Source organism: Arthrobacter sp. NPDC089319 (assembly GCF_040684925.1).
GTDB lineage: Bacteria > Actinomycetota > Actinomycetes > Actinomycetales > Micrococcaceae > Crystallibacter.
The window spans coordinates 48,302-66,856 of record NZ_JBFBGZ010000008.1 but is presented as its reverse complement, the minus strand read 5'-3'; the positions used below and the strand labels follow the sequence as shown (position 1 = coordinate 66,856).

Annotated in this window: 16 protein-coding genes; 6 read left to right on the top strand and 10 right to left on the bottom strand. The window is 66.2% G+C overall.

Annotated features, from left to right (window positions below; translation table 11 throughout):
- Nucleotides 1-25 precede the first annotated feature (25 nt).
- Nucleotides 26-553 (top strand): hypothetical protein, encoded by a 528-nt coding sequence (locus AB0N75_RS12925; protein WP_364650346.1) that lies wholly within the window; start codon nt 26-28, stop codon nt 551-553.
- Here the strand turns inward: AB0N75_RS12925 and metG are convergent.
- The gene (gene metG / locus AB0N75_RS12920) at nt 550-2,112 is read right to left on the bottom strand and encodes a methionine--tRNA ligase (RefSeq protein WP_364650343.1); all 1,563 of its coding nucleotides are present in this window, start codon (nt 2,110-2,112) and stop codon (nt 550-552) included. The genes AB0N75_RS12925 and metG overlap by 4 nt on opposite strands.
- Nucleotides 2,113-2,280: 168 nt before the next feature.
- Here metG and AB0N75_RS12915 point away from each other — a divergent pair, with 168 nt between their 5' ends.
- Nucleotides 2,281-3,222, top strand: a complete 942-nt coding sequence (locus tag AB0N75_RS12915) for a hypothetical protein (RefSeq protein WP_364650340.1) — start codon at nt 2,281-2,283, stop codon at nt 3,220-3,222.
- Nucleotides 3,223-3,431: 209 nt separating this feature from the next.
- Here AB0N75_RS12915 and AB0N75_RS12910 read toward each other — a convergent pair whose 3' ends face one another.
- From AB0N75_RS12910 to ilvD, 7 genes are all read right to left on the bottom strand, one after another.
- Complete coding sequence (locus tag AB0N75_RS12910) at nt 3,432-4,136, bottom strand: ATP-binding cassette domain-containing protein (RefSeq protein WP_364650337.1); 705 nt, start codon at nt 4,134-4,136, stop codon at nt 3,432-3,434.
- Complete coding sequence (locus tag AB0N75_RS12905; RefSeq protein WP_364650335.1) at nt 4,133-6,946, bottom strand: ABC transporter permease; 2,814 nt, start codon at nt 6,944-6,946, stop codon at nt 4,133-4,135. The genes AB0N75_RS12910 and AB0N75_RS12905 overlap by 4 nt, the downstream gene beginning before the upstream one ends.
- Before the next feature lie 166 nt (nt 6,947-7,112).
- Nucleotides 7,113-8,702, bottom strand: coding sequence for a phosphoglycerate dehydrogenase (gene serA, locus AB0N75_RS12900; RefSeq protein WP_364650332.1), 1,590 nt, complete (start codon nt 8,700-8,702; stop codon nt 7,113-7,115).
- A gap of 191 nt (nt 8,703-8,893) precedes the next feature.
- Entirely contained in the window at nt 8,894-9,919 is a 1,026-nt protein-coding gene (gene ilvC / locus AB0N75_RS12895; protein WP_127511544.1) for a ketol-acid reductoisomerase, read from the bottom strand.
- 37 nt (nt 9,920-9,956) lie between these two features.
- Nucleotides 9,957-10,469 (bottom strand): acetolactate synthase small subunit, encoded by a 513-nt coding sequence (gene ilvN, locus AB0N75_RS12890; protein ID WP_136786644.1) that lies wholly within the window; start codon nt 10,467-10,469, stop codon nt 9,957-9,959.
- A gap of 2 nt (nt 10,470-10,471) precedes the next feature.
- A complete protein-coding gene (locus AB0N75_RS12885; RefSeq protein WP_364650328.1) occupies nt 10,472-12,373 on the bottom strand; it encodes an acetolactate synthase large subunit in 1,902 nt (633 codons plus the stop codon).
- A 400-nt stretch (nt 12,374-12,773) separates the two neighbouring features.
- Nucleotides 12,774-14,477, bottom strand: a complete 1,704-nt coding sequence (gene ilvD / locus AB0N75_RS12880; protein ID WP_364650325.1) for a dihydroxy-acid dehydratase — start codon at nt 14,475-14,477, stop codon at nt 12,774-12,776.
- Nucleotides 14,478-14,610: 133 nt separating this feature from the next.
- On the opposite strand from ilvD, the gene AB0N75_RS12875 reads away from it, so the two are divergent.
- Nucleotides 14,611-15,087, top strand: coding sequence for a nucleoside deaminase (locus AB0N75_RS12875; protein WP_364650322.1), 477 nt, complete (start codon nt 14,611-14,613; stop codon nt 15,085-15,087).
- Nucleotides 15,088-15,367: 280 nt separating this feature from the next.
- On the opposite strand, the gene AB0N75_RS12870 is transcribed toward AB0N75_RS12875, so the two are convergent.
- Together AB0N75_RS12870 and AB0N75_RS12865 are read right to left on the bottom strand one after the other, a co-directional pair.
- Nucleotides 15,368-15,967, bottom strand: coding sequence for a nucleotidyltransferase family protein (locus tag AB0N75_RS12870; RefSeq protein WP_364650319.1), 600 nt, complete (start codon nt 15,965-15,967; stop codon nt 15,368-15,370).
- Nucleotides 15,968-15,980: 13 nt separating this feature from the next.
- Entirely contained in the window at nt 15,981-16,898 is a 918-nt protein-coding gene (locus AB0N75_RS12865; RefSeq protein ID WP_364650316.1) for a LysR family transcriptional regulator, read from the bottom strand.
- A gap of 72 nt (nt 16,899-16,970) precedes the next feature.
- Here AB0N75_RS12865 and AB0N75_RS12860 point away from each other — a divergent pair, with 72 nt between their 5' ends.
- From AB0N75_RS12860 to AB0N75_RS12850, 3 genes are all read left to right on the top strand, one after another.
- Nucleotides 16,971-17,126, top strand: coding sequence for a hypothetical protein (locus tag AB0N75_RS12860; RefSeq protein WP_364650313.1), 156 nt, complete (start codon nt 16,971-16,973; stop codon nt 17,124-17,126).
- A 148-nt stretch (nt 17,127-17,274) separates the two neighbouring features.
- Nucleotides 17,275-17,703, top strand: a complete 429-nt coding sequence (locus AB0N75_RS12855) for a hypothetical protein (protein ID WP_364650310.1) — start codon at nt 17,275-17,277, stop codon at nt 17,701-17,703.
- 170 nt (nt 17,704-17,873) lie between these two features.
- Nucleotides 17,874-18,554, top strand: a complete 681-nt coding sequence (locus AB0N75_RS12850) for a hypothetical protein (RefSeq protein WP_364650307.1) — start codon at nt 17,874-17,876, stop codon at nt 18,552-18,554.
- The last annotated feature ends 1 nt before the right edge of the window (nt 18,555 follow it).

Sequence of the window (18,555 nt, the reverse complement as noted above, 5' to 3'; positions counted from 1 at the left end):
ATGACGGGCAGCAGAAAGGAAGGCCATGGCCGCTGACAAACTGTCGACAGGCACGCTGAACCAGAAGGACATCGCGTCGTACCTGGACTACCACCTGCTGGGCTCGGCGGCCGGCGTGCAGTTGTTCGACGCCGTCCGCCAGTCCTGGGCGGGGACACCCCAGGAAGCCGAGTTCCGGAAGCTGCGGGAGGAATTGTCCGCAGAGCGCAAGGAACTGAAGGCGCTGCACCGCAGCTTTGGCCACGGGCGCAACAAGCTCAAGCGGGTCGCTGCGATGGCCGGTGCAGTTATCAGCAAGCTGAACCCGCTTAATCCGACACGTGCTTCTGGCGGCGTAGGCACCCAGCTGGAGCTGGAGTCGCTGTTGTCCGCACTGCGCGGCAAGCAGTGCATGTGGCAGATCCTGGCCGAGCTGGCGCCCCGAGACCCACGGCTGAACGCCCTCCGCTTCCAGGAACTGGAGGCGCAGGCGGTGGCCCAGCAGAAGCGCGTGGAGCGGATGATGAACACCACCGCGGCCCAGCGGTTCCTCGCGGCGCCAGACCGGGACTAGTCTGCGGCCGGCTCCTCGTACTTCGGGAAGATGGGCGCGGGAGCCGGCAGCGAGGTTCCCGGCACCAAAGCCGTGCCGATGGCAGCGAAGTCGCGGGCGCCGTCGTCGTGCTGTCCCAGCACATCCAGCAGCTTAGCCGCGGACGCCGGCATCACCGGCTGGACCAGGATGGAGACAATGCGCAGCACCTCCAGCGTCACGTAGAGCACCGTGTTCATCCGCTCCACGTCCGTTTTCCGCAGCACCCAGGGAGCCTGTTCCGCGAAGTACGCGTTGGTGTCGCCGAGCACGGTCCAGATGGCTTCGAGCGAACCGTGGAAGTCCTGTACCTCGTAGGCCGCACGCGACTTCTCCAGCAGGCGCTCGGCGCGGGCCAGCAACTCGTGGTCCTCCGGCGCCAACGTTCCCGGCTGCGGGACCTTGCCCTCGCAGTTCTTGGCCACCATGGACAGCGAACGCTGGGCCAGGTTGCCCAAATTGTTAGCCAGATCGGCGTTCATCCGGCCCACCACGGCGTCGTGGCTGTAGGAACCGTCGGCGCCGAAGGGGACCTCGCGCAGCAGGAAGAAGCGCACCTGGTCCAGTCCGTATTGGTCAACCCAGTCGGCCGGGGCCACCACGTTGCCCAGGGACTTGGACATCTTGACGCCGTTGTTGTTCAGGAAACCGTGGATCATCACGCGCTTGGGCAGTTCCAGCCCGGCGGACATCAGGAAGGCCGGCCAGTACACGGCGTGGAAACGGGAGATGTCCTTGCCGATCACGTGGACATCGGCCGGCCAGTACTTTTTGAAGGACTCGGCCTCCGTGTCCGGGTAGCCGACGCCGGTGAGGTAGTTGGTCAGCGCGTCCACCCAGACGTACATGACGTGCTTGTCATTGCCCGGAACCGGGACGCCCCAGTCGAACGTGGTGCGGGAGATGGACAGGTCCTCCAGCCCGCTCTTGACGAAGCTGATCACTTCGTTGAAGCGGCTGCGGGGCGCACCGAAGCTGGGCTGCTCTTCATAGAGCTTGAGCAGCTTGTCCTGGTACTGGGAGAGCCGGAAGAAGTAGCTCTCCTCCTCGGTCCAGGTCAGCTCCGTGTCCGTCTGGATGGAATAGCGCTTGCCATCCTCGCGGAGCTCGGTCTCGTCCTCGGCGTAGTAAGCCTCATCGCGGACCGAGTACCAGCCCTCGTACTTGCCCAGGTAAATGTCCCCGGCCTCTTCCATCTTCTTCCAGACGGCTTGGGAAGCCTCGTAGTGGTCCGCGTCGGTGGTGCGGATGAACCGGTCGTAGGAGATGTCCAGGACCTCATGGGCGGACTTGTAGGCCGCCGTGTTCCGGTCCACCAGTTCCTTGGGCGTGATGCCCTCCTTGGCCGCCGTCTGCGCGATCTTCATGCCGTGCTCATCGGTGCCGGTCAGGAACATCACATCGTAGCCGTCCAACCGCTTGAAACGGGCCATCGCGTCCGTGGCGATGTACTCGTAGGCATGGCCGATGTGCGGCACGCCGTTCGGGTACGTGATGGCCGTGGTGATGTAGTACGGGGTCTTGGGCTCAGAGGAGGTCACCCTATGAAATTACCCCTTGGCTTCGGCGGTTGTCGAAATGCGCAACATCGTTTGATGCGTGGATGGCGTCCGGGCCATTTTGCCCAAACCGCAACTTGACCGCGTGAGGTCATCCACAGCACCGACGGCCCTATGGACTGAGGTCCAGCGCGCGGGCAGGTTGTTAGCATGACTTCATCAATGACGCCATGGCTGGATATTCCGCCCGGCCAGCTGAAAACGTTCTCGGAACTGCGCACCGCGGGTTTTGAAGAAAACGATATCCGCACAGCCCTGCAGGAACGACAGATCTTCCGGCTGAGGCACGGGGTCTACATCTCCGCCCCGTTCTGGCGATCGCTGAAATCTTGGGAACGCGACACGTGGATTGTGCGGGCCCACCATCTGACAACACGATCTGCGCTGGTGTACAGCCATGTCTCTGCGGCCCGGCTATGGGGCTTCGACGTATGGAATGCACCGACGGAGATACACGTAGCCCAGAGGTCGCGGCATGGGGATAATTCAGTGGGAGTCGTACGACACAAGATGACGATCCCAGCTGATCAGTTGGTTGTGCAGGACGGTGTCCGCTTAACGACCAGAGAGCGTACCGTGGTTGACTGCGCCAAGCTGCTGCCGTTTGAGTTGGCGACTGTCATAGCCGATTCCGCGCTACGGGCCGGAGCTGAGCCGAAAAATATCCTGGCCATCATCGAGGAGCAGGCAGGGTTTCGAAACATCAGCAAGGCACGACAGATGATGTCGGCCGCGAGCGGATTGAGCGAGTCTCCTGGCGAAACCAGGCTGCGCCTGAAAGTCATCGGGTGGGGCTTTCCCCCGCCGGTATTGCAGTATGAGCTCGAGACGGCCCACGGCCGGTACCGGGCGGACATGGTCTGGCCTGAAATCAGGCTGATCTTGGAGTTCGACGGCGACGCAAAATACAACGGCGGAGTGGCCACTGACTCCGTACTGCTCAAGGAGCGTAAACGGGAAACGTCGCTCATGGAGATCGGTTGGAACTTCATCCGCGTCCGCTGGGCGGATCTGGGCGACGATGAAGCCTTGAGGGGCCGCCTGGTCCACGCGTACAACAAGGCGCTCCGGGCCAGCCAGCTGGCGGCCTAGCTAACTACCGTCTACCGTGACTCGATCTCGGACAGGAGGCAGGCAAGGCGGGGAAAATCTTTGAGGGCAGGGTCCATGGACCCTGCCCTCAAAGATTTTCCCCGCCCTCGTCGCAGGCATATGGCATAGAGGGAGCGCCTCGAACGGGCCTGCGGCAATCGCAGGCGCGGTCGGAAGCACGCCCAGCGAGTGGGGCCCGGCTTCGGGCCTTAGTTCATCTTGGTGCTGCTGTCCGCGGCCCTGATGAGTTCCTGGTCGTGGGAGGCCACGAGCACGGCGATGCCGTCCTGTGTGGTGTCCTTCAGGATGTGGATGATCTTGTTGGCCTGTTCGCGGTCCAGGTTGGCGGTGGGCTCGTCCACTACCAGGACCTTGGTGCCCAGGATCAGGGCGCGGGCGATGGCAACGCGCTGGCGTTCGCCGCCGGAGAGCTGGCCGGGGCGGTGCCGCATGCGGCGGCCCAGTCCGACCAGGTCCAGCAGGTCCTTGGCCATCTCGGTGCGCTCTTCGACCTGGCCGTCGGGTACGGCCGGCAGCAGCACGTTCTCCAAGGCGCTCATGCCGTCGATCAGGGCGCCGCCCTGATCAACGTAGCCGATCAGGGCGCGGCGGCGGTCGGAGATCTCGTCGTCGTCCATGCTGGTGAGGGCATCGCCCTGCCAGAACACCTCGCCGGCTGTGGGCTGCTGCAGACCGGCCGCCACGGTGAGGATGCTGGTCTTGCCGGAGCCGCTGCGGCCGGCCAGGCAGTGCATGGTGCCGGCTTCGAGGCCAAGGTCGAAGTCTTCGGCGATCACCAGGGGTTCGGCGCCGCCGTCGTACCGGATGGTGATGCCCCGCAGCTCCACCGGCATGGCGTGGTCCTCGGTGCGCTCCTTGATGGCAGCACGGGTCGTCAGGCGTTCTTCAATCATTTGCGGGTCCTTGTCATCAAAACAAACCAGAGGAGCACGGCCACAATGCCAGCGGCAGCGGCCCACACCGCGGTATGCGGTGCAATAAACAGGGCAGTCACGACGGCGCCGATGACCGCCAGCGGCAGCGCGATGGCTGCGGTGATGCCGGCCTCGCCGCGGCGGGCCTGCAGCAGCAGCGTGGGCGTCCAGCCCATCGCGCCGAGAATGGCGAACTGTTCCCGCTTCCGCTGGGCCTCAAACCGGGTGGTCATCAGCGCCAACAGCAGCGCCGTCACGACGCCGAGCAGGGCCAGCGCGATGTTAAGTCCGCTCAGCTGCGAGGCGGCCAGCGACCCGAGTGCGGTACTGCCGGCTGCCCGCGGGATGTCCGCCAGCACGGCGACCAGCGCTCCGGCCGCGGCGCCGAGGACGGCCACGGCCAAGGCAATGGCGACGGTGTTGAACCGGTTGGTGCTCAGTTGCCGGGCGGCGAACTGCAGCGGCGTCTTCACGGACGGCACGCCGGCGGCACCGGACGGTTCGGTGTCCGTCTTCGGGTGCGGCTTGAGCATGGCGGCCGAGATGAACGCGGCGGCAACATAAACCACCAGCGCGATGAGCGACACCCACAAGGTCACGGCGCTGCGACTGATGGCGCTGGCAATGATTGCCACCGCCAGCACGGCCACGCCGCCGACCAGCAGTTCGTTCAGGAACCAGGACCGGATGCGGCGCCGGTTCCAGCCCATGGCCCGCAGCGTGACGGCTTCGGTACGGCGGGAGCGGGTGAAGGCCACCGAGCTGGCGGCGGTCAGCAGTGCCGCGCCGCCGACGGTGAGGGCCAACAGCGCCGCGCTGGACGCGCTCAGGGCACCGTGGACCTCGCCGGCTGCGCCCTGGCGGACCCATGACTGCTGCACGGTGCCGAGGTCGCTGACCGTGCCGGAGGCGTCCTTGTGGTAGTCCGGAACGTAGATGGAAACGTCTTCGCGGGCCGAGCCGGCGACCACCTGGGTCTGCAGGCCGAGGTCCTCGATGGCGGCGGCGACGGCGTTGATCTGGTCCTCGGCGTCGGCCCAGGAACCGCCGGCGTTCACGCGGACCCGGACGGCGTCGATCACGGCCTCGTCGGCGCTGGTGCCGCGCACTGCGGCGAGCCCGTCGAAGTCGGTGATGGCACCGGCGGACTGCACGGCGAGGCCGGCGCCGCTGAGGCCCGGCTTCATCACCGTTTCGTCGATCTTTTTGCCCTCGGCATCGTGAGTGATGGTCACCGGCGTCGGGTCATAACCGCCCAGCGGCAGGTAGTTCACATCGCCGGCGGCTTCCCGGACAGCGGCGGCGTCAAAGGTGCCGTAAACGAAAGGCAGCGGAGTGGCGGATTCGGTGCCGGAATCCACGGTGCTGCGGTAGGACTGCTCTTCCACCGGTCCGCGCTGGCTCTGGTCCGGTTCCAGCTGCCACTGAAGGGTCTTCTCCGGCAGCTTGTTGACCTGGATCCAGCCTTGGGGCGTGGCGGTCTGTTCGGCGCTGCCGTTGCTGGTGGCGTCGCCGAGTGCGTAATCCGGGTTGGACATGAAGTCGGTGGTCCACACCGGCGGCTGGTGCAGGCCGGCGACCATCTGGACGCCGCCGGAGCCGAGCAGGTAGTTGTAGTCCTCGCCGCCGGGCCAGCGCAGCTGGAACGGCTTGCTGGACGCGAAGGGCAGGTAGCCCTCCCCCAGTTCCTTGCTGACGGTGCCGATATCCTTGACCGTGTTGCCGGAGTCGTCCAGCTCTTCGATCTTGACCGAGTAGGTCAGGTCCAGGTCGGTGCCCGACCGGACCACCATGGGGATGACCTGCGACTCGTCGTCCAGCGTGCCGGCTTCCACCGCGTTCTGGTACTGCACGAAGAACGGGCTCCAGAACTGGAACGGGTGCCCGTCGATGGCGGCGCCTTCGCCGCCCTCCGAGAACATGCCCATGCCGAACTGCGAGGAGAAATACTGGCCCAGTTCCTGAGCGTTGCGGTCCGTGGCGTCCGGCGCCTGCTTGAGCGGGGCCAGGAAGCCGCCGGCGTCGCCGAGCAGCGCGGATTCGGCGGCCGGATCCACGGCCACCACGGTCTCGGTGATCTGCGGCAGCATCGGCAGCGCAATGGTCGTGTCGAAGTCGCCGTGCATGCTGCCGCCGGCCGGATCCGGGAACTTGATTCCGGTCTCGTCCTTGGGAGCCACGGTGCGCAGGCTGGTGCCGCCGGGAACATCCAGTTCCTCCACCTTCGCCTGGCCCAGTGAGCCTTCGGCGGCGGTTTCGAACAAGACGGTGTCACTCAGTCCGTCGGAGCTGACGGCTTTGGCGGTGATCCGGTAGTTGGTCGCTTCCGGGTTCAACACGGAATCGGGCTCCGGCCACTCGCCTTCCGGCACCGCGTCCTGGATCCCTTGCGACTTCAGGTACTGCTCGATGTTGGCGTTATAGCCGACGTAGTCCGTGGCCTTCAGCTGCGGGAACTCGATGTCCTGGACAACCTTGGACACCAGCGAAATCGGTGCGGCGACGGATACGCCGTCGATCCCGCGGACCTGGTCGAGGTCCGCCGCGGCGATGCCGCCGTTGCCGGAGAGGAAGTCGGGCTGGCGCAGTTCGTCCCCCGCCGTACCGCCGGGAAGGACCAAGATGTCGTACACGCCGCGGGTGTTATCGTCGACCACCCGGGTCAGCGAGGCCTGCGCCCTGCCCTGCACGAAAATCGAGAGAACCATCGCCGCAATGAGGACGGCAACCGTGAGCACGAGCGAGCGGCTGCGCATGAAGCGTGACGCAGCGTTGAACCGGATTTCCAAAAAATCACTCCATACGGCGGCAAAGAGGCCAAAGGTCGAACTGACCCGGCGTTAAGGTTCTCATGAGGTGGGCGCAGTCGAGGAATCGACATGCGGATATGGCCAAAGCCCGCCCGTGCCCTGCACATGCAGCGCGGACCGGGCGGGCTTTACTGAGCGGGAAACGCTAGTCCTGCAGGTCCACTTCGCGAGCCACGACAGCGCCGATTTCAACGGTGAGCTGGTCCAGCAGGTCCTGCGGCAGGGCGCTGTCCACGGTCAGCACGGCCAATGCCTGCTTGCTGTCCTCATTGCGGGCAACCTGCATGCCGGCGATGTTGACGTCCTGCTCGCCCAGCAGCCGGCCGAGCGTGCCGATGACGCCAGGACGGTCCTCGTAGAGGAACACGATGACGTGCTCGCTGATCGGCATTTCCACCTCGTAGCCGTTGATGGCCACGATCTTTTGGATCTGCTTGGGTCCGGTCAGCGTTCCGGAGACGGAGATCTGCGAGCCGTCCGACAGGGCGCCGCGGATGGTGAGCACGTTGCGGTACTCTTCGGACTCGATGGTGGTGATCAGGCGGGTGTTGATGCCGCGCTGTTCGGCCAGCACCGGGGCATTGACATACGAGACCGACTCCGAGACGACATCCTTGAACACGCCCTTGAGCGCGGCCAGTTCCAGCGCCTTGACGTCCAGCTCGGCGATTTCTCCGGCGACCTCGACGTCGATCTGGGTCACCGAATCGTGGGTCAGCGCGGTGAAGATGCGGCCGAGCTTTTCGATCAGCGGGATGCCCGGGCGGACGTCCGGGGCGATCACTCCGCCGGCCACGTTCACGGCGTCGGGCACCAGCTCGCCGGCCAGCGCCAGGCGCACCGACTTGGCTACGGAGATGCCGGCCTTTTCCTGGGCTTCAGCGGTGGAGGCGCCCAGGTGCGGGGTGACCACCACGTTGTCCAGCTCGAAGAACGGCAGGTCGGTGCTGGGCTCCTTGACGAAGACGTCGATGGCGGCGCCGGCGATCTTGCCACCCTTCAGCGCGTCGTACAGGTCCGATTCGTCAATCAGGCCGCCGCGGGCCACGTTGACCACGTACGCGGTGTCCTTCATCTTCTCGAAGGCGTCGGCGCCGATCATGCCCAGCGTCTCCGGGGTCTTCGGCATGTGGATGGTGATGAAGTCCGACTGTTCCAGCAGCTCGTCCAGGCTGACCAGCTGCACCCCCAGCTGGGCGGCGCGGGCGCTGGTCACGTACGGGTCATAGGCCAGGATCTGCGTCTCGAAAGCCTGCATGCGGGCGGCGATCAGGGCACCAATGCGGCCCAGGCCGATGATGCCGATCTTCTTCTCGTAGAGCTCGGTGCCGGTGTACTTGGAGCGCTTCCATTCGCCGCCCTTCAGCGAGGCGTTGGCGGCCGGGATGTTCCGGGCCAGGCCCAGAATGTGGCCGACGGTCAGTTCCGCGGCGGAGATGATGTTGGAAGTCGGTGCGTTCACGACCATGACACCGGCCTGGGTGGCGGCCTTGATGTCCACGTTGTCCAGGCCCACGCCGGCGCGGGCGATGATCTTCAGGTTCTTGGCCGCGGCGATGGCCTCGGCGTCCACCTTGGTGGCGGAGCGGACCAGGATGGCGTCGACGTCGGCAATCGCGGCCAGCAGCTGGGACCTGTCGGCTCCGTCGGTCTGGCGGATCTCGAAGTCAGGCCCGAGGGCTTCGATGGTAGCTGGGGAGAGTTCCTCGGCAAGGAGAACTACTGGTTTTTCCACAGGGGTTGTTCCTTCGCTGCATGCATGGTGATGGCCGTGCGTATAGATGGGGTGGGTCCAGTCTAGAACGGCTACCGCCCGGTCCCCCAGTTGTTACCGGTGCCGGCGGGCCCGGCGCCTCCCGCCGGGCCCGCCGGGAAGGCAAAAAAGTGACGGCCGGCGCCCTCAGCGGGCGCCGGCCGTGGCACGGACTAGCGGGCTGCGACGCCCTCGGTGTAGTCGTCGTCGGACTTGATCCAGGAGAACAGCTTGCGCAGCTCGCGGCCGGTGGCCTCGATCGGGTGGTCCTCACCCTTCTGGCGCAGTTCCAGGAATTCCTTGGCGCCGTTGGCCTGGTCGTCCATGAAGCGCTTGGCGAAGGAACCGTTCTGGATGTCGGCCAGGACGGCCTTCATGTTTTCCTTCACCTCCGGGGTGATCACGCGGGGACCGGAGACGTAGTCGCCGAACTCAGCGGTGTCGGAGACCGACCAGCGCTGCTTGGCGATGCCGCCCTCGACCATCAGGTCAACGATCAGCTTCAGCTCGTGCAGCACCTCGAAGTAGGCGATCTCCGGCTTGTAGCCGGCTTCGGTCAGGGTCTCGAAACCGTACTGCACCAGCTGCGAGGCGCCGCCGCAGAGCACTGCCTGCTCGCCGAACAGATCGGTCTCGGTCTCTTCGGTGAAGGTGGTCTCGATGACGCCGGCGCGGGTGCCGCCGATGCCCTTGGCGTAGGACAGTGCCAGCGCCTTGGCGCCGCCGGTGAAGTCCTGCTCGATGGCGATCAGGTCCGGCACGCCGCGGCCGGCTTCGAACTCGCGGCGCACGATGTGGCCCGGGCCCTTCGGCGCAACCAGGGCGACGTCGACGTTGGCCGGCGGCTGGATGAAGCCGAAGCGGATGTTGAAGCCGTGGCCGAAGAACAGGGCGTTGCCCTCTTCGAGCTTGTCCGCGATGGAGTCGGCGTAGACCTTGGCCTGGACCTGGTCCGGGGTGAGGATCATGATCACATCGGCCTCGGCGGCAGCGTCTGCCACGGAGAGGACCTTGAGGCCCTCGGCCTCGGCCTTGGCACGGGACTTGGAGCCCTCGGCCAGGCCAACGCGGACGTCCACGCCGGAATCGCGCAGGCTCAGGGCGTGGGCATGGCCCTGGCTGCCGTAACCGATGACAGCGACCTTGCGGCCCTGGATGATCGAGAGGTCGGCGTCGTCGTCGTAATACAGCTCAGTCACTTTGGGTTTCTCCTGTTGGGGGTTTCGTGGAAAGGAATCAGGCGGAACGCAGGGCGCGGTCGCTCATGGAGCGGGAGCCGCGGCCAATGGCCAGCGTTCCGGATTGGACTATTTCGCGGATGCCAAACGGCTCCAGCACTGCAAGCAGGGCCTCGAGCTTATCGGCGGTGCCGGTGGCCTCCACAACCAACGAGTCGGTAGACACGTCGACCACGGAGGCACGGAACAGATCTGCTGCCTGGGTTACCTGCAGCCGTGTTGCGGCATCCGCGCGGACCTTGACCAGGATGTGGTCGCGTTGCACGGAAGTTTCGGGAACCAGCTCGACGATCTTGATGACGTTAACGAGCTTGTTCAGCTGTTTGGTGACCTGCTCCAGCAGGTCACCCTCGGCCTCGACCACCACGGTGATGCGGGAGAACCCGTCTGCTTCCGTGGGGCCGACGGCCAGAGAATGGATGTTGAACGCGCGGCGGGCGAAGAGGCTGGCGACGCGGGTGAGCACACCCGGGACGTCCTCCACCAGCACTGAAAGGGTATGGCGGGCCATGCCTAGTCCTCCTCTTCCCACTCGGGGGTCATGTCGCGGGCAATCTGGATGAGGTCGTTGCTCACGCCGGAGGGGACCATCGGCCACACCATCGCGTTGGGGCTGACCACGAAGTCGATCACCACCGGACGGTCGTTGATCGCCAGCGCCTGTTGGATGGTGGCGTCGATGTCCTCCACTCGTTCGCAGCGCAGGCCCACGCAGTCGTAGGCGTCGGCCATCTTGACGAAGTCCGGCACGCGCACGGTGTCGTGGCCGGTGTTCAGGTCGGTATTGGAATACCGGCCGTCGTAGAACAGGGTCTGCCACTGGCGGACCATGCCCAGCGAGGAATTGTTAATCACCGCCACCTTGATGGGGATGTTGTTCAGCCGGCAGGTGGCCAGTTCCTGGTTGGTCATTTGGAAGCAGCCGTCGCCGTCGATCGCCCAGACCACCCGGTCCGGGTTGCCCACCTTGGCGCCCATCGCGGCCGGCACCGAATAGCCCATGGTGCCCAGGCCGCCCGAGTTCAGCCAGGCGTGCGGGCGTTCGTACCTGATGAACTGGGCGCTCCACATCTGGTGCTGGCCCACGCCGGCAACGTAGACGGCTTCCGGTCCGGTCAGCTCGCCGATCCGCTGGATCACCTGCTGCGGGGCCACCAGGCCGTCGTCCGGTTCGGCGAAGCCCAGCGGGTAGGTTTCGCGGAGCCGTTCCAGCATGGCCCACCAGGCGGAGAGGTCCGGCGTGCCTTCGGCGGCGAACCGCTCGCGGCAGGCGTCGGCCAGCTCCGGGATGATCTCCTTGACGGAGCCAACGATCGGCACATCGGCGGGGCGGTTCTTGGAGATTTCCGCCGGGTCGATGTCCGCGTGGATCACCTTGGCGCCCGGGGCGAAGGTGCTCAGCACGCCGGTGACACGGTCGTCGAAGCGGGCGCCCAGAGTGATCAGCAGGTCGGCCTGCTGCAGCGCGGTCACCGCGGAGACGGAGCCGTGCATGCCGGGCATGCCCACATGCTGCGGATGCGAATCCGGGAACACGCCGCGGGCCATCAGCGTAGTGGCCACCGGGGCACCCACCAGCTCGGCCAGTTCACGCAGCTCCTGCGAGGCGTGGGCCTTGATGACGCCGCCGCCCACATAGAACACCGGGCGCTCGGCCGCGGCGATCAGTTTGGCCGCCTCGCGGACCTGCTTGGAGTGCCCGCGCACCACTGTGCGGTAGCCGGGGAGGTCGATCTTCGGCGGCCAGGAGAAGGTCATCATGGACTGCTGGGCGTCCTTGGCGATGTCCACCAGCACCGGGCCGGGGCGGCCGGTGGTGGCAATGTGGAACGCTTCGGCCAGCACGCGCGGAATCTCCTGCGCCTTGGTGACCAGGTAGGAGTGCTTGGTGACCGGCATGGTGATGCCGACGATGTCCGCTTCCTGGAACGCGTCCGAGCCGATCACGGCCGAGGACACCTGCCCGGTGATCGCCACCATCGGCACCGAATCCATGTGCGCGTCGGCAATGGCGGTGACCAGGTTGGTGGCCCCCGGGCCGGAGGTGGCAATGCAGACGCCGGCGCGGCCGGTGACCATGGCATATCCCTGTGCGGCGTGGCCTGCACCCTGTTCATGACGGACCAAGATGTGGTTGATCTTGGCCGAATCCATGAGCGGGTCGTAGGTGGGGAGGATGGCCCCGCCTGGCAACCCGAAGACGTCATCGACGCCCAGTTCTTCCAGCGAACGGACAACGGCTTGTGAGCCGGTCATTTCCGTGGGCGGCACGATGTTGTTCGGCCCGACTACCGGGCTGAGTCCGTCCACGACGGAAGAGACAGAGGCAGCTACATCTTTGGTTTTGGCGGCGTCGGCCACGGCCGGCGCCTTGTTGGCCATCAGCGAGGGGCTGATTGGCGATCCCTTAGTCATCGGATTTTCCTTTGCGGATCTTACGTTCTGGCGATGTGCTTGCCGTCCTCCGCGAGCGGAAGAAGGCCCTGTGCTCTTCTGCAAATAAAAAAACCCCGTCGAGCCGGTTGGCTCCGATGGGGTTTAGCGCGTGACGTGGTCGAACCAGACGGGCGTTACGCCACGCGCTTGATAAGGACGACCACGGATACGCTTTGCATGGCTTCAGTTTCTGCCACGCGGATACCAGTGTCAACCTGAGACATCAGCGTCTCATTATTTGGGCAATTGCGTCCAAAACATGGACTCCCCCTGAGTACGACGGCGGTGCGCGGCCCGCGCTGGGCGCGCACCCGCCGTCGTGGTTCTGCGGCAGTACGGCCCTCTTTGGGATGCCGTACTGCCGCTGAACTTGCGCGATTTAGCCGCAGTACGCGCCGGTGGAGGCGGACTTGACCAGCTTGGCGTACTTGGCCAGCACTCCGGTGGTGAACTTGGGTGCCAGCGGCTCCCAGCCCACCCTGCGGGTTTCCAGCTCGTCCTCGTCCACCAGCAGGTCGAAGCTGCGGGCCGCGATGTCCACGCGGATCCGGTCGCCGTCGCGCACAAAGGCGATCGGACCGCCGTCGACCGCTTCCGGCGCCACATGGCCGATGCAGAGGCCGGTGGTGCCGCCGGAGAACCGGCCGTCGGTGAGCAGCAGCACGTCCTTGCCCAGCCCGGCACCCTTGATCGCACCGGTGATGGCCAGCATTTCGCGCATGCCCGGACCGCCCTTGGGGCCTTCGTAGCGGATCACCACCACGTCACCGGCCTTGATCTGGCCGTTATCCAGCGCGTCCAGCGCACCCTGCTCGCGTTCGAACACGCGGGCGGTGCCTTCGAAAACGTCGGCGTCGAAGCCGGCGCTCTTGACCACGGCGCCCTCCGGGGCCATGGAGCCGTGCAGGATGGTGATGCCGCCGGTCTTGTGGATCGGGTTGTCCAGCGCGCGCAGGATCTTGCCGTCGACATCCGGCGGGTTGATCGCCTCGAGGTTTTCGGCGACGGTCTTGCCGGTGACGGTCAGGCAGTCGCCGTGCAGCAGGCCGGCGTCGAGCAGCGCCTTCATGATGACCGGCACGCCGCCGATCTTGTCCACGTCGGTCATGACGTAGCGGCCGAACGGCTTGAGGTCACCCAGGTGCGGGATCTTGTCGCCGATCCGGTTGAAGTCCTCAAGCGTCAGGTCTACCTCCGCTTCGCGGGCGATCGCCAGCAGGTGCAGCACGGCATTGGTGGAGCCGCCGAAGGCCATGGTGACGGCGATCGCGTTCTCGAACGCCTTCTTGGTCATGATGTCGCGGGCCGTAATGCCCTTACGGAGCAGGTTCACCACCGCCTCGCCGGACTTGCGGGCAAATTCATCACGCCGGCGATCGGCGGAGGGCGGCGCGGCCGAGCCGGGCAGGGACATACCCAGCGCCTCGCCGATGCACGCCATGGTATTGGCGGTGTACATGCCGCCACAGGCACCTTCGCCGGGACAGATCGCCTTTTCGATGCGGGTGAGGTCTTCCATGCTCATCTTGCCGGCAGCGCACGCCCCGACGGCTTCGAACGCGTCGATGAGGGTGACTTCCTTTTCGGAGCCGTCCTCAAGCTTGACCCAGCCGGGCATGATGGAACCGGCGTAGAGGAAGACGGAAGCCAGATCCAGCCGGGCCGCAGCCATCAGCATGCCGGGCAGCGACTTGTCGCAGCCTGCCAGCAGCACCGAACCGTCGATCCGCTCCGCCTGCATGACGGTTTCGACCGAGTCCGCGATGACCTCGCGGGAGACTAGCGAGAAGTGCATGCCTTCGTGGCCCATCGAAATGCCGTCGGAGACGGAGATGGTGCCGAACTGCATCGGGAAGCCGCCGCCGGCGTGCACGCCTTCCTTGGCGCCCTGGGCCAGTCGGTTCAGGGAAAGGTTGCAGGGGGTGATCTCGTTCCAGGAACTGGCGACGCCGATCTGCGGCTTGGCAAAGTCGTCGTCCCCCATTCCCACTGCTCGGAACATTCCGCGCGCCGGAGCGGCGTGGATGCCATCGGTGACTACCCGGCTACGGGGCTTGATATCAGGGGTTACGTCCGCGCTCATGGGTTTGATTCTATGACCCGCGCCGCAGTGTTCAGGGCATATTACGACGGCGGTGCCCCACCGCCGCGGCCGAGGCACCCTCGCCGTGCCACTATCTGTGGTGTTGGCCACGCTGGCCTGTTAGTCTGCGCCCATGAATGCCGGAAGCAACGAGTACTTGGCCCGCGCCGTTGAAATCGCCGTGGAGAACGTCGGCAAGTCCGGCGGCCCCTTCGGCGCCACGGTGGTCACGCGGGACGGACAGGTCTTCGACGGGGTCAACCGCGTGACCGCCACGAACGATCCGACGGCGCATGCGGAGGTGGTGGCGATCCGCCGTGCCGCCGCGGAGACCGGGTTCAACCTGTCCGGTGCGGTGCTGTATTCCAGCTGCGAGCCATGTCCCATGTGCCTGGCCGCCGCGCTGTGGGCGCGGATCGAACGGGTTGTTTATGCCGCGGACCGCGACGACGCCGCCAGCTCCGGCTTTGACGATGCCTTGTTCTACGACTACTTCGGCCCCGAGGGCGATAAGCAGCTCATGCCGGTGGTCCGCGACGGCTACGAAACGACCGACTACCTGGCACCGTTCCGGCTCTGGGACCGCTTGCCGGACAAAGTGGAGTACTGACCCGCCGGTGATCGAGTAGCGCCGCTTACCCCGAATTTGACCCGCGGCCCCAGAGGCGAGGGCAGGGTAAATCGTTGAGGGCAGGGGCCATGGATGGTGCCCTCACCGATTTACCCCGCCCTGACGAAAAGCTGCCGCGTTTCGCCGCACCCCCGTGATCGAGTAACGCGGCCCGCGGGTTTCTCTCCCGGTGATCAAGTAAGGCCGCTGGCTGCCCGCCCTCCCTCGGTGATCGAGTAAGGCCGCTTGCGGCCGCACCGAGATCCGGCCGCACCAGACGCTAGCCGAGCCGGCCGAGCTCCGACGGCGTATCGATGTCGCCGCCGTCGGTCAGATCCGAGCAGTCCACTAGGTCCACCAGCTCGGGGTGCGCCGACAAGAAGGGCCGCGCACCGGCGTCGCCCGTCGCCTGCTCTGCTGCCTGGGCCGCCAAGCCGGGCGCGAAAAGCACCGGATGCCCGCGGCGCAGCTTTCCGTCCGGGCCGGAATAGCCTGCGGCGGTGATCCGGCCCGGGGTCCCCGCGTGAATCAGGCGGGCCACCAGTTCCGGGCCGAGGCCGGGCTGGTCCACCAGCGCCACGAGCACCGCTTGCTCCGGCTGCGCGTGCTGCACGCCGAGTCGGAATGAACCGGCCATGCCTTCACTCCACTGCTCGTTGACCAGAACCGCGCAGCCGGCCAGATCCGTGGCCCTTTGCACCTCGGCCGCGCCGGCGCCCAGGACCACCGCCACGCTGGCGCAGCCTCCGTGCCGGAGCACGTCCGCGATCTTCCGGACCAGCGGCACGCCGTCGGACCCGGCCAGCAGCGCTTTTGGTCCGCGGCCCAACCGCCGCCCGGCGCCGGCTGCCAAGAGCACCCCAAGGACAGGCGCCTCCATCTGGTCCGCACCTTCAGCCCTGCTGGCTGGCAATCGCCGCGGCTTCCTGCTGCAGCATGCCGATGACCCGGTGCACGCTGCTGCGTTCGGCCACATCGCTACGGGCTAACACCACAATGCTTCGGCTGGCGCGGATTCCCTCCAGCGGCCGCATCACGAAGCCGCGGGCCGTCTGCGCCTTGCGGGAGGTGAACCGCGGCACGATGGCCAGCCCGTGTCCGGCCGCGACCATGGCCTCCATGACGCGCAGATCCGCGTAGCGCGTAGTCCGCTTGGCCAGCCGGCCGGTGCGTGCTTCGATCTGCCGCAACACCTGTTCAAAGGGAAAACCCGGGGGCACGCCGATCCACGGATAGGCCACCACGTCCTCGGGCTTGAGGGCGTCAAATGCGGCCAACGGATGCCCGGCGGGCATCGCCACGTCCAGCGGCTCATCCAGCAGGGGCAGCACGGTGATGCCGCTCCGGGCAAAAGCCTCCACGCCCTGCTGGCTGTGCGCCAGCACCAGGTCATAGTCGGCCGCCAGCCGCAAGAAGCCGTCCACGGAGGGGTCCTCCATGCAGGGCTCGAAGTGCAGCCCCTCGATTTCCTGCAGCCGGTACATCAAGCCTGGCAGGAACATCTCCGCCGCGCTGGGAAAAAACGCGGCGCGGATCTGATTCTGCCAGCCGCTGCGGTAGCCGTCCACGGTGGCCTGCGCCCGCTCCATCGCGGCTGACACGTCCGAGGCAGCCGCCGCCATCGCCAGTCCGGCTTCGGTCAGGCGCACTCCCCTGCCGGCTTTTTCCACCAGCGTGACGCCGACTTCCTCCTGCAGCACCTTGAGCTGCTGGGACACCGCCGAAGCTGTGACCTTCATCGCAGCCGCCGTCGCAACGACCGACCCCCGGTCGCCGAGTTCCCGCAGAATCTGGAGCCGCTTGATGTCCATAAAGCGATCCTACATAGTGTGCTTAGTAACGTTAGATTGAACTTGACGGTCCGCGCAGTTGAGAATAGTGGCATGACAGTCTCAACAGCCATGATCGTAGTGGGGATGGCCGCCGTCCTGGCGCGCCTCGCCGTCGTTGTTCGCCGTGACCTGGGGCCGGTCCCTCGCAGCCACGGGTGGGAGACCGATCACGCGGCCATGCCGGTGAAAGCAGTCGACGCCGTCTGACCTTTCCAGCACCGCAACCGAGCGCCGGGCACCACAAGGGCCAGGCGCTTTTTTGTGGGTCCGGCCCCCTAGGCTGGCCGGGAGCAATGTTCGCTTCCGCGGCCGCAGGCGCCCCCGACCAGCCATTCCCGCAGATCCGAAGGCCACTATGCCCACCAGCGACGAACTCAAAGACGCGCTCAGCGCCATCTTTGACTCCCAGATTCCCAACTACGGCGACTACAACCTGGTCTTCGGCAGCACCCGCCAAGACAACCTGCAGGAGGCACCGGGCGACGGCACCGGGCACTGCTACGTGATTGGCTACCGTTGGCGGCCGCAGGAACTGGTCATCGCCCCGTTCGACGGCACCGGCCTGACGGCCGACGGAATTCCCGTGGCCATCAACATGACCAACCTGTCCCACGCCGTCCAGCTGGGTGGCGGCGAGTACGAAGTCGGCACCAGCACCGGCAAGACGTTCCGCTTCGGCGTGCAGGCCGAAGGCAAACTGCCCGGCGAGGAGCGCATCATCGACCAGTCCGAGGACCAGCCAGACTTCCACAGCTTCATGGCGGAGCTGATCTTCCGGGCGTAGCCCCGCCGTTCCCCGCGCGTAAGTTGTGGCGCTCGGGGCCTGGTTTTCCGGGCAGGACTCGGCCCGGACCAGCCCTCCAGACCGCACTGCCGGCTCTATGGACACCGCTCTCCCCCGCACGTAACGTCGAAACCAGTTGCACCATAACCATCAACTGGAAGGTGAAGTCCGTGGACTGGATATGGGTCATCGGGATCGTCGTCGTCATGATCGTTGCCGCCCTGCTGTGGTGGCTGTTCTCCCGCAACTCCAGTTCCACTGAGGCCGGGGCCCTAGCCCACGCGACCAATCCCCCGCGCGGCGCTTCCGATGCCGACAGCCAGAATCCCGTGGCGGGCAGCCAGTCGGCGGCTGATCGAGGGTCCGCTGGAGAGCCTGAACTCCCCGCAGCCGAGCAGTTGGCCGCAGCGACGGCCGCGACCGCCCAGCCGAGCCAGGCACCGCCGTCGCACAGTTCACCGGCGGGCCCCACAGGCCCAGCCCGTGACCGGGAGCGGCAGGCACGCGACACGGACGCCGACCGTCCGCTCGGGGACTCGGGCAATCGTCAGGAACACGTCGCCGACGCCATGTATGAGGAAGAGGTCGGCGGCGCGGCTGCTGACGAAGACATGATGGTGGAAGAGACGATGCCCGACTCGCCGGGCGCCAGCGGCGCTATCACCGCGCAGGGTGCCGGGGCGGAGGAACCGCCGCCGGCCGAGGTCGAGGACGCGGTGGCCGAGCAGGCGCCGGCTACGGCCGAACCGCTCTACGATGAAACCGAATGGCTCGGCTATGCGGGCGAAGCGGTCATCGAACCGTCCGTCGCGGCTGAGAACGGAGATGGGCCGGACCGGCGAAGGGGATGAC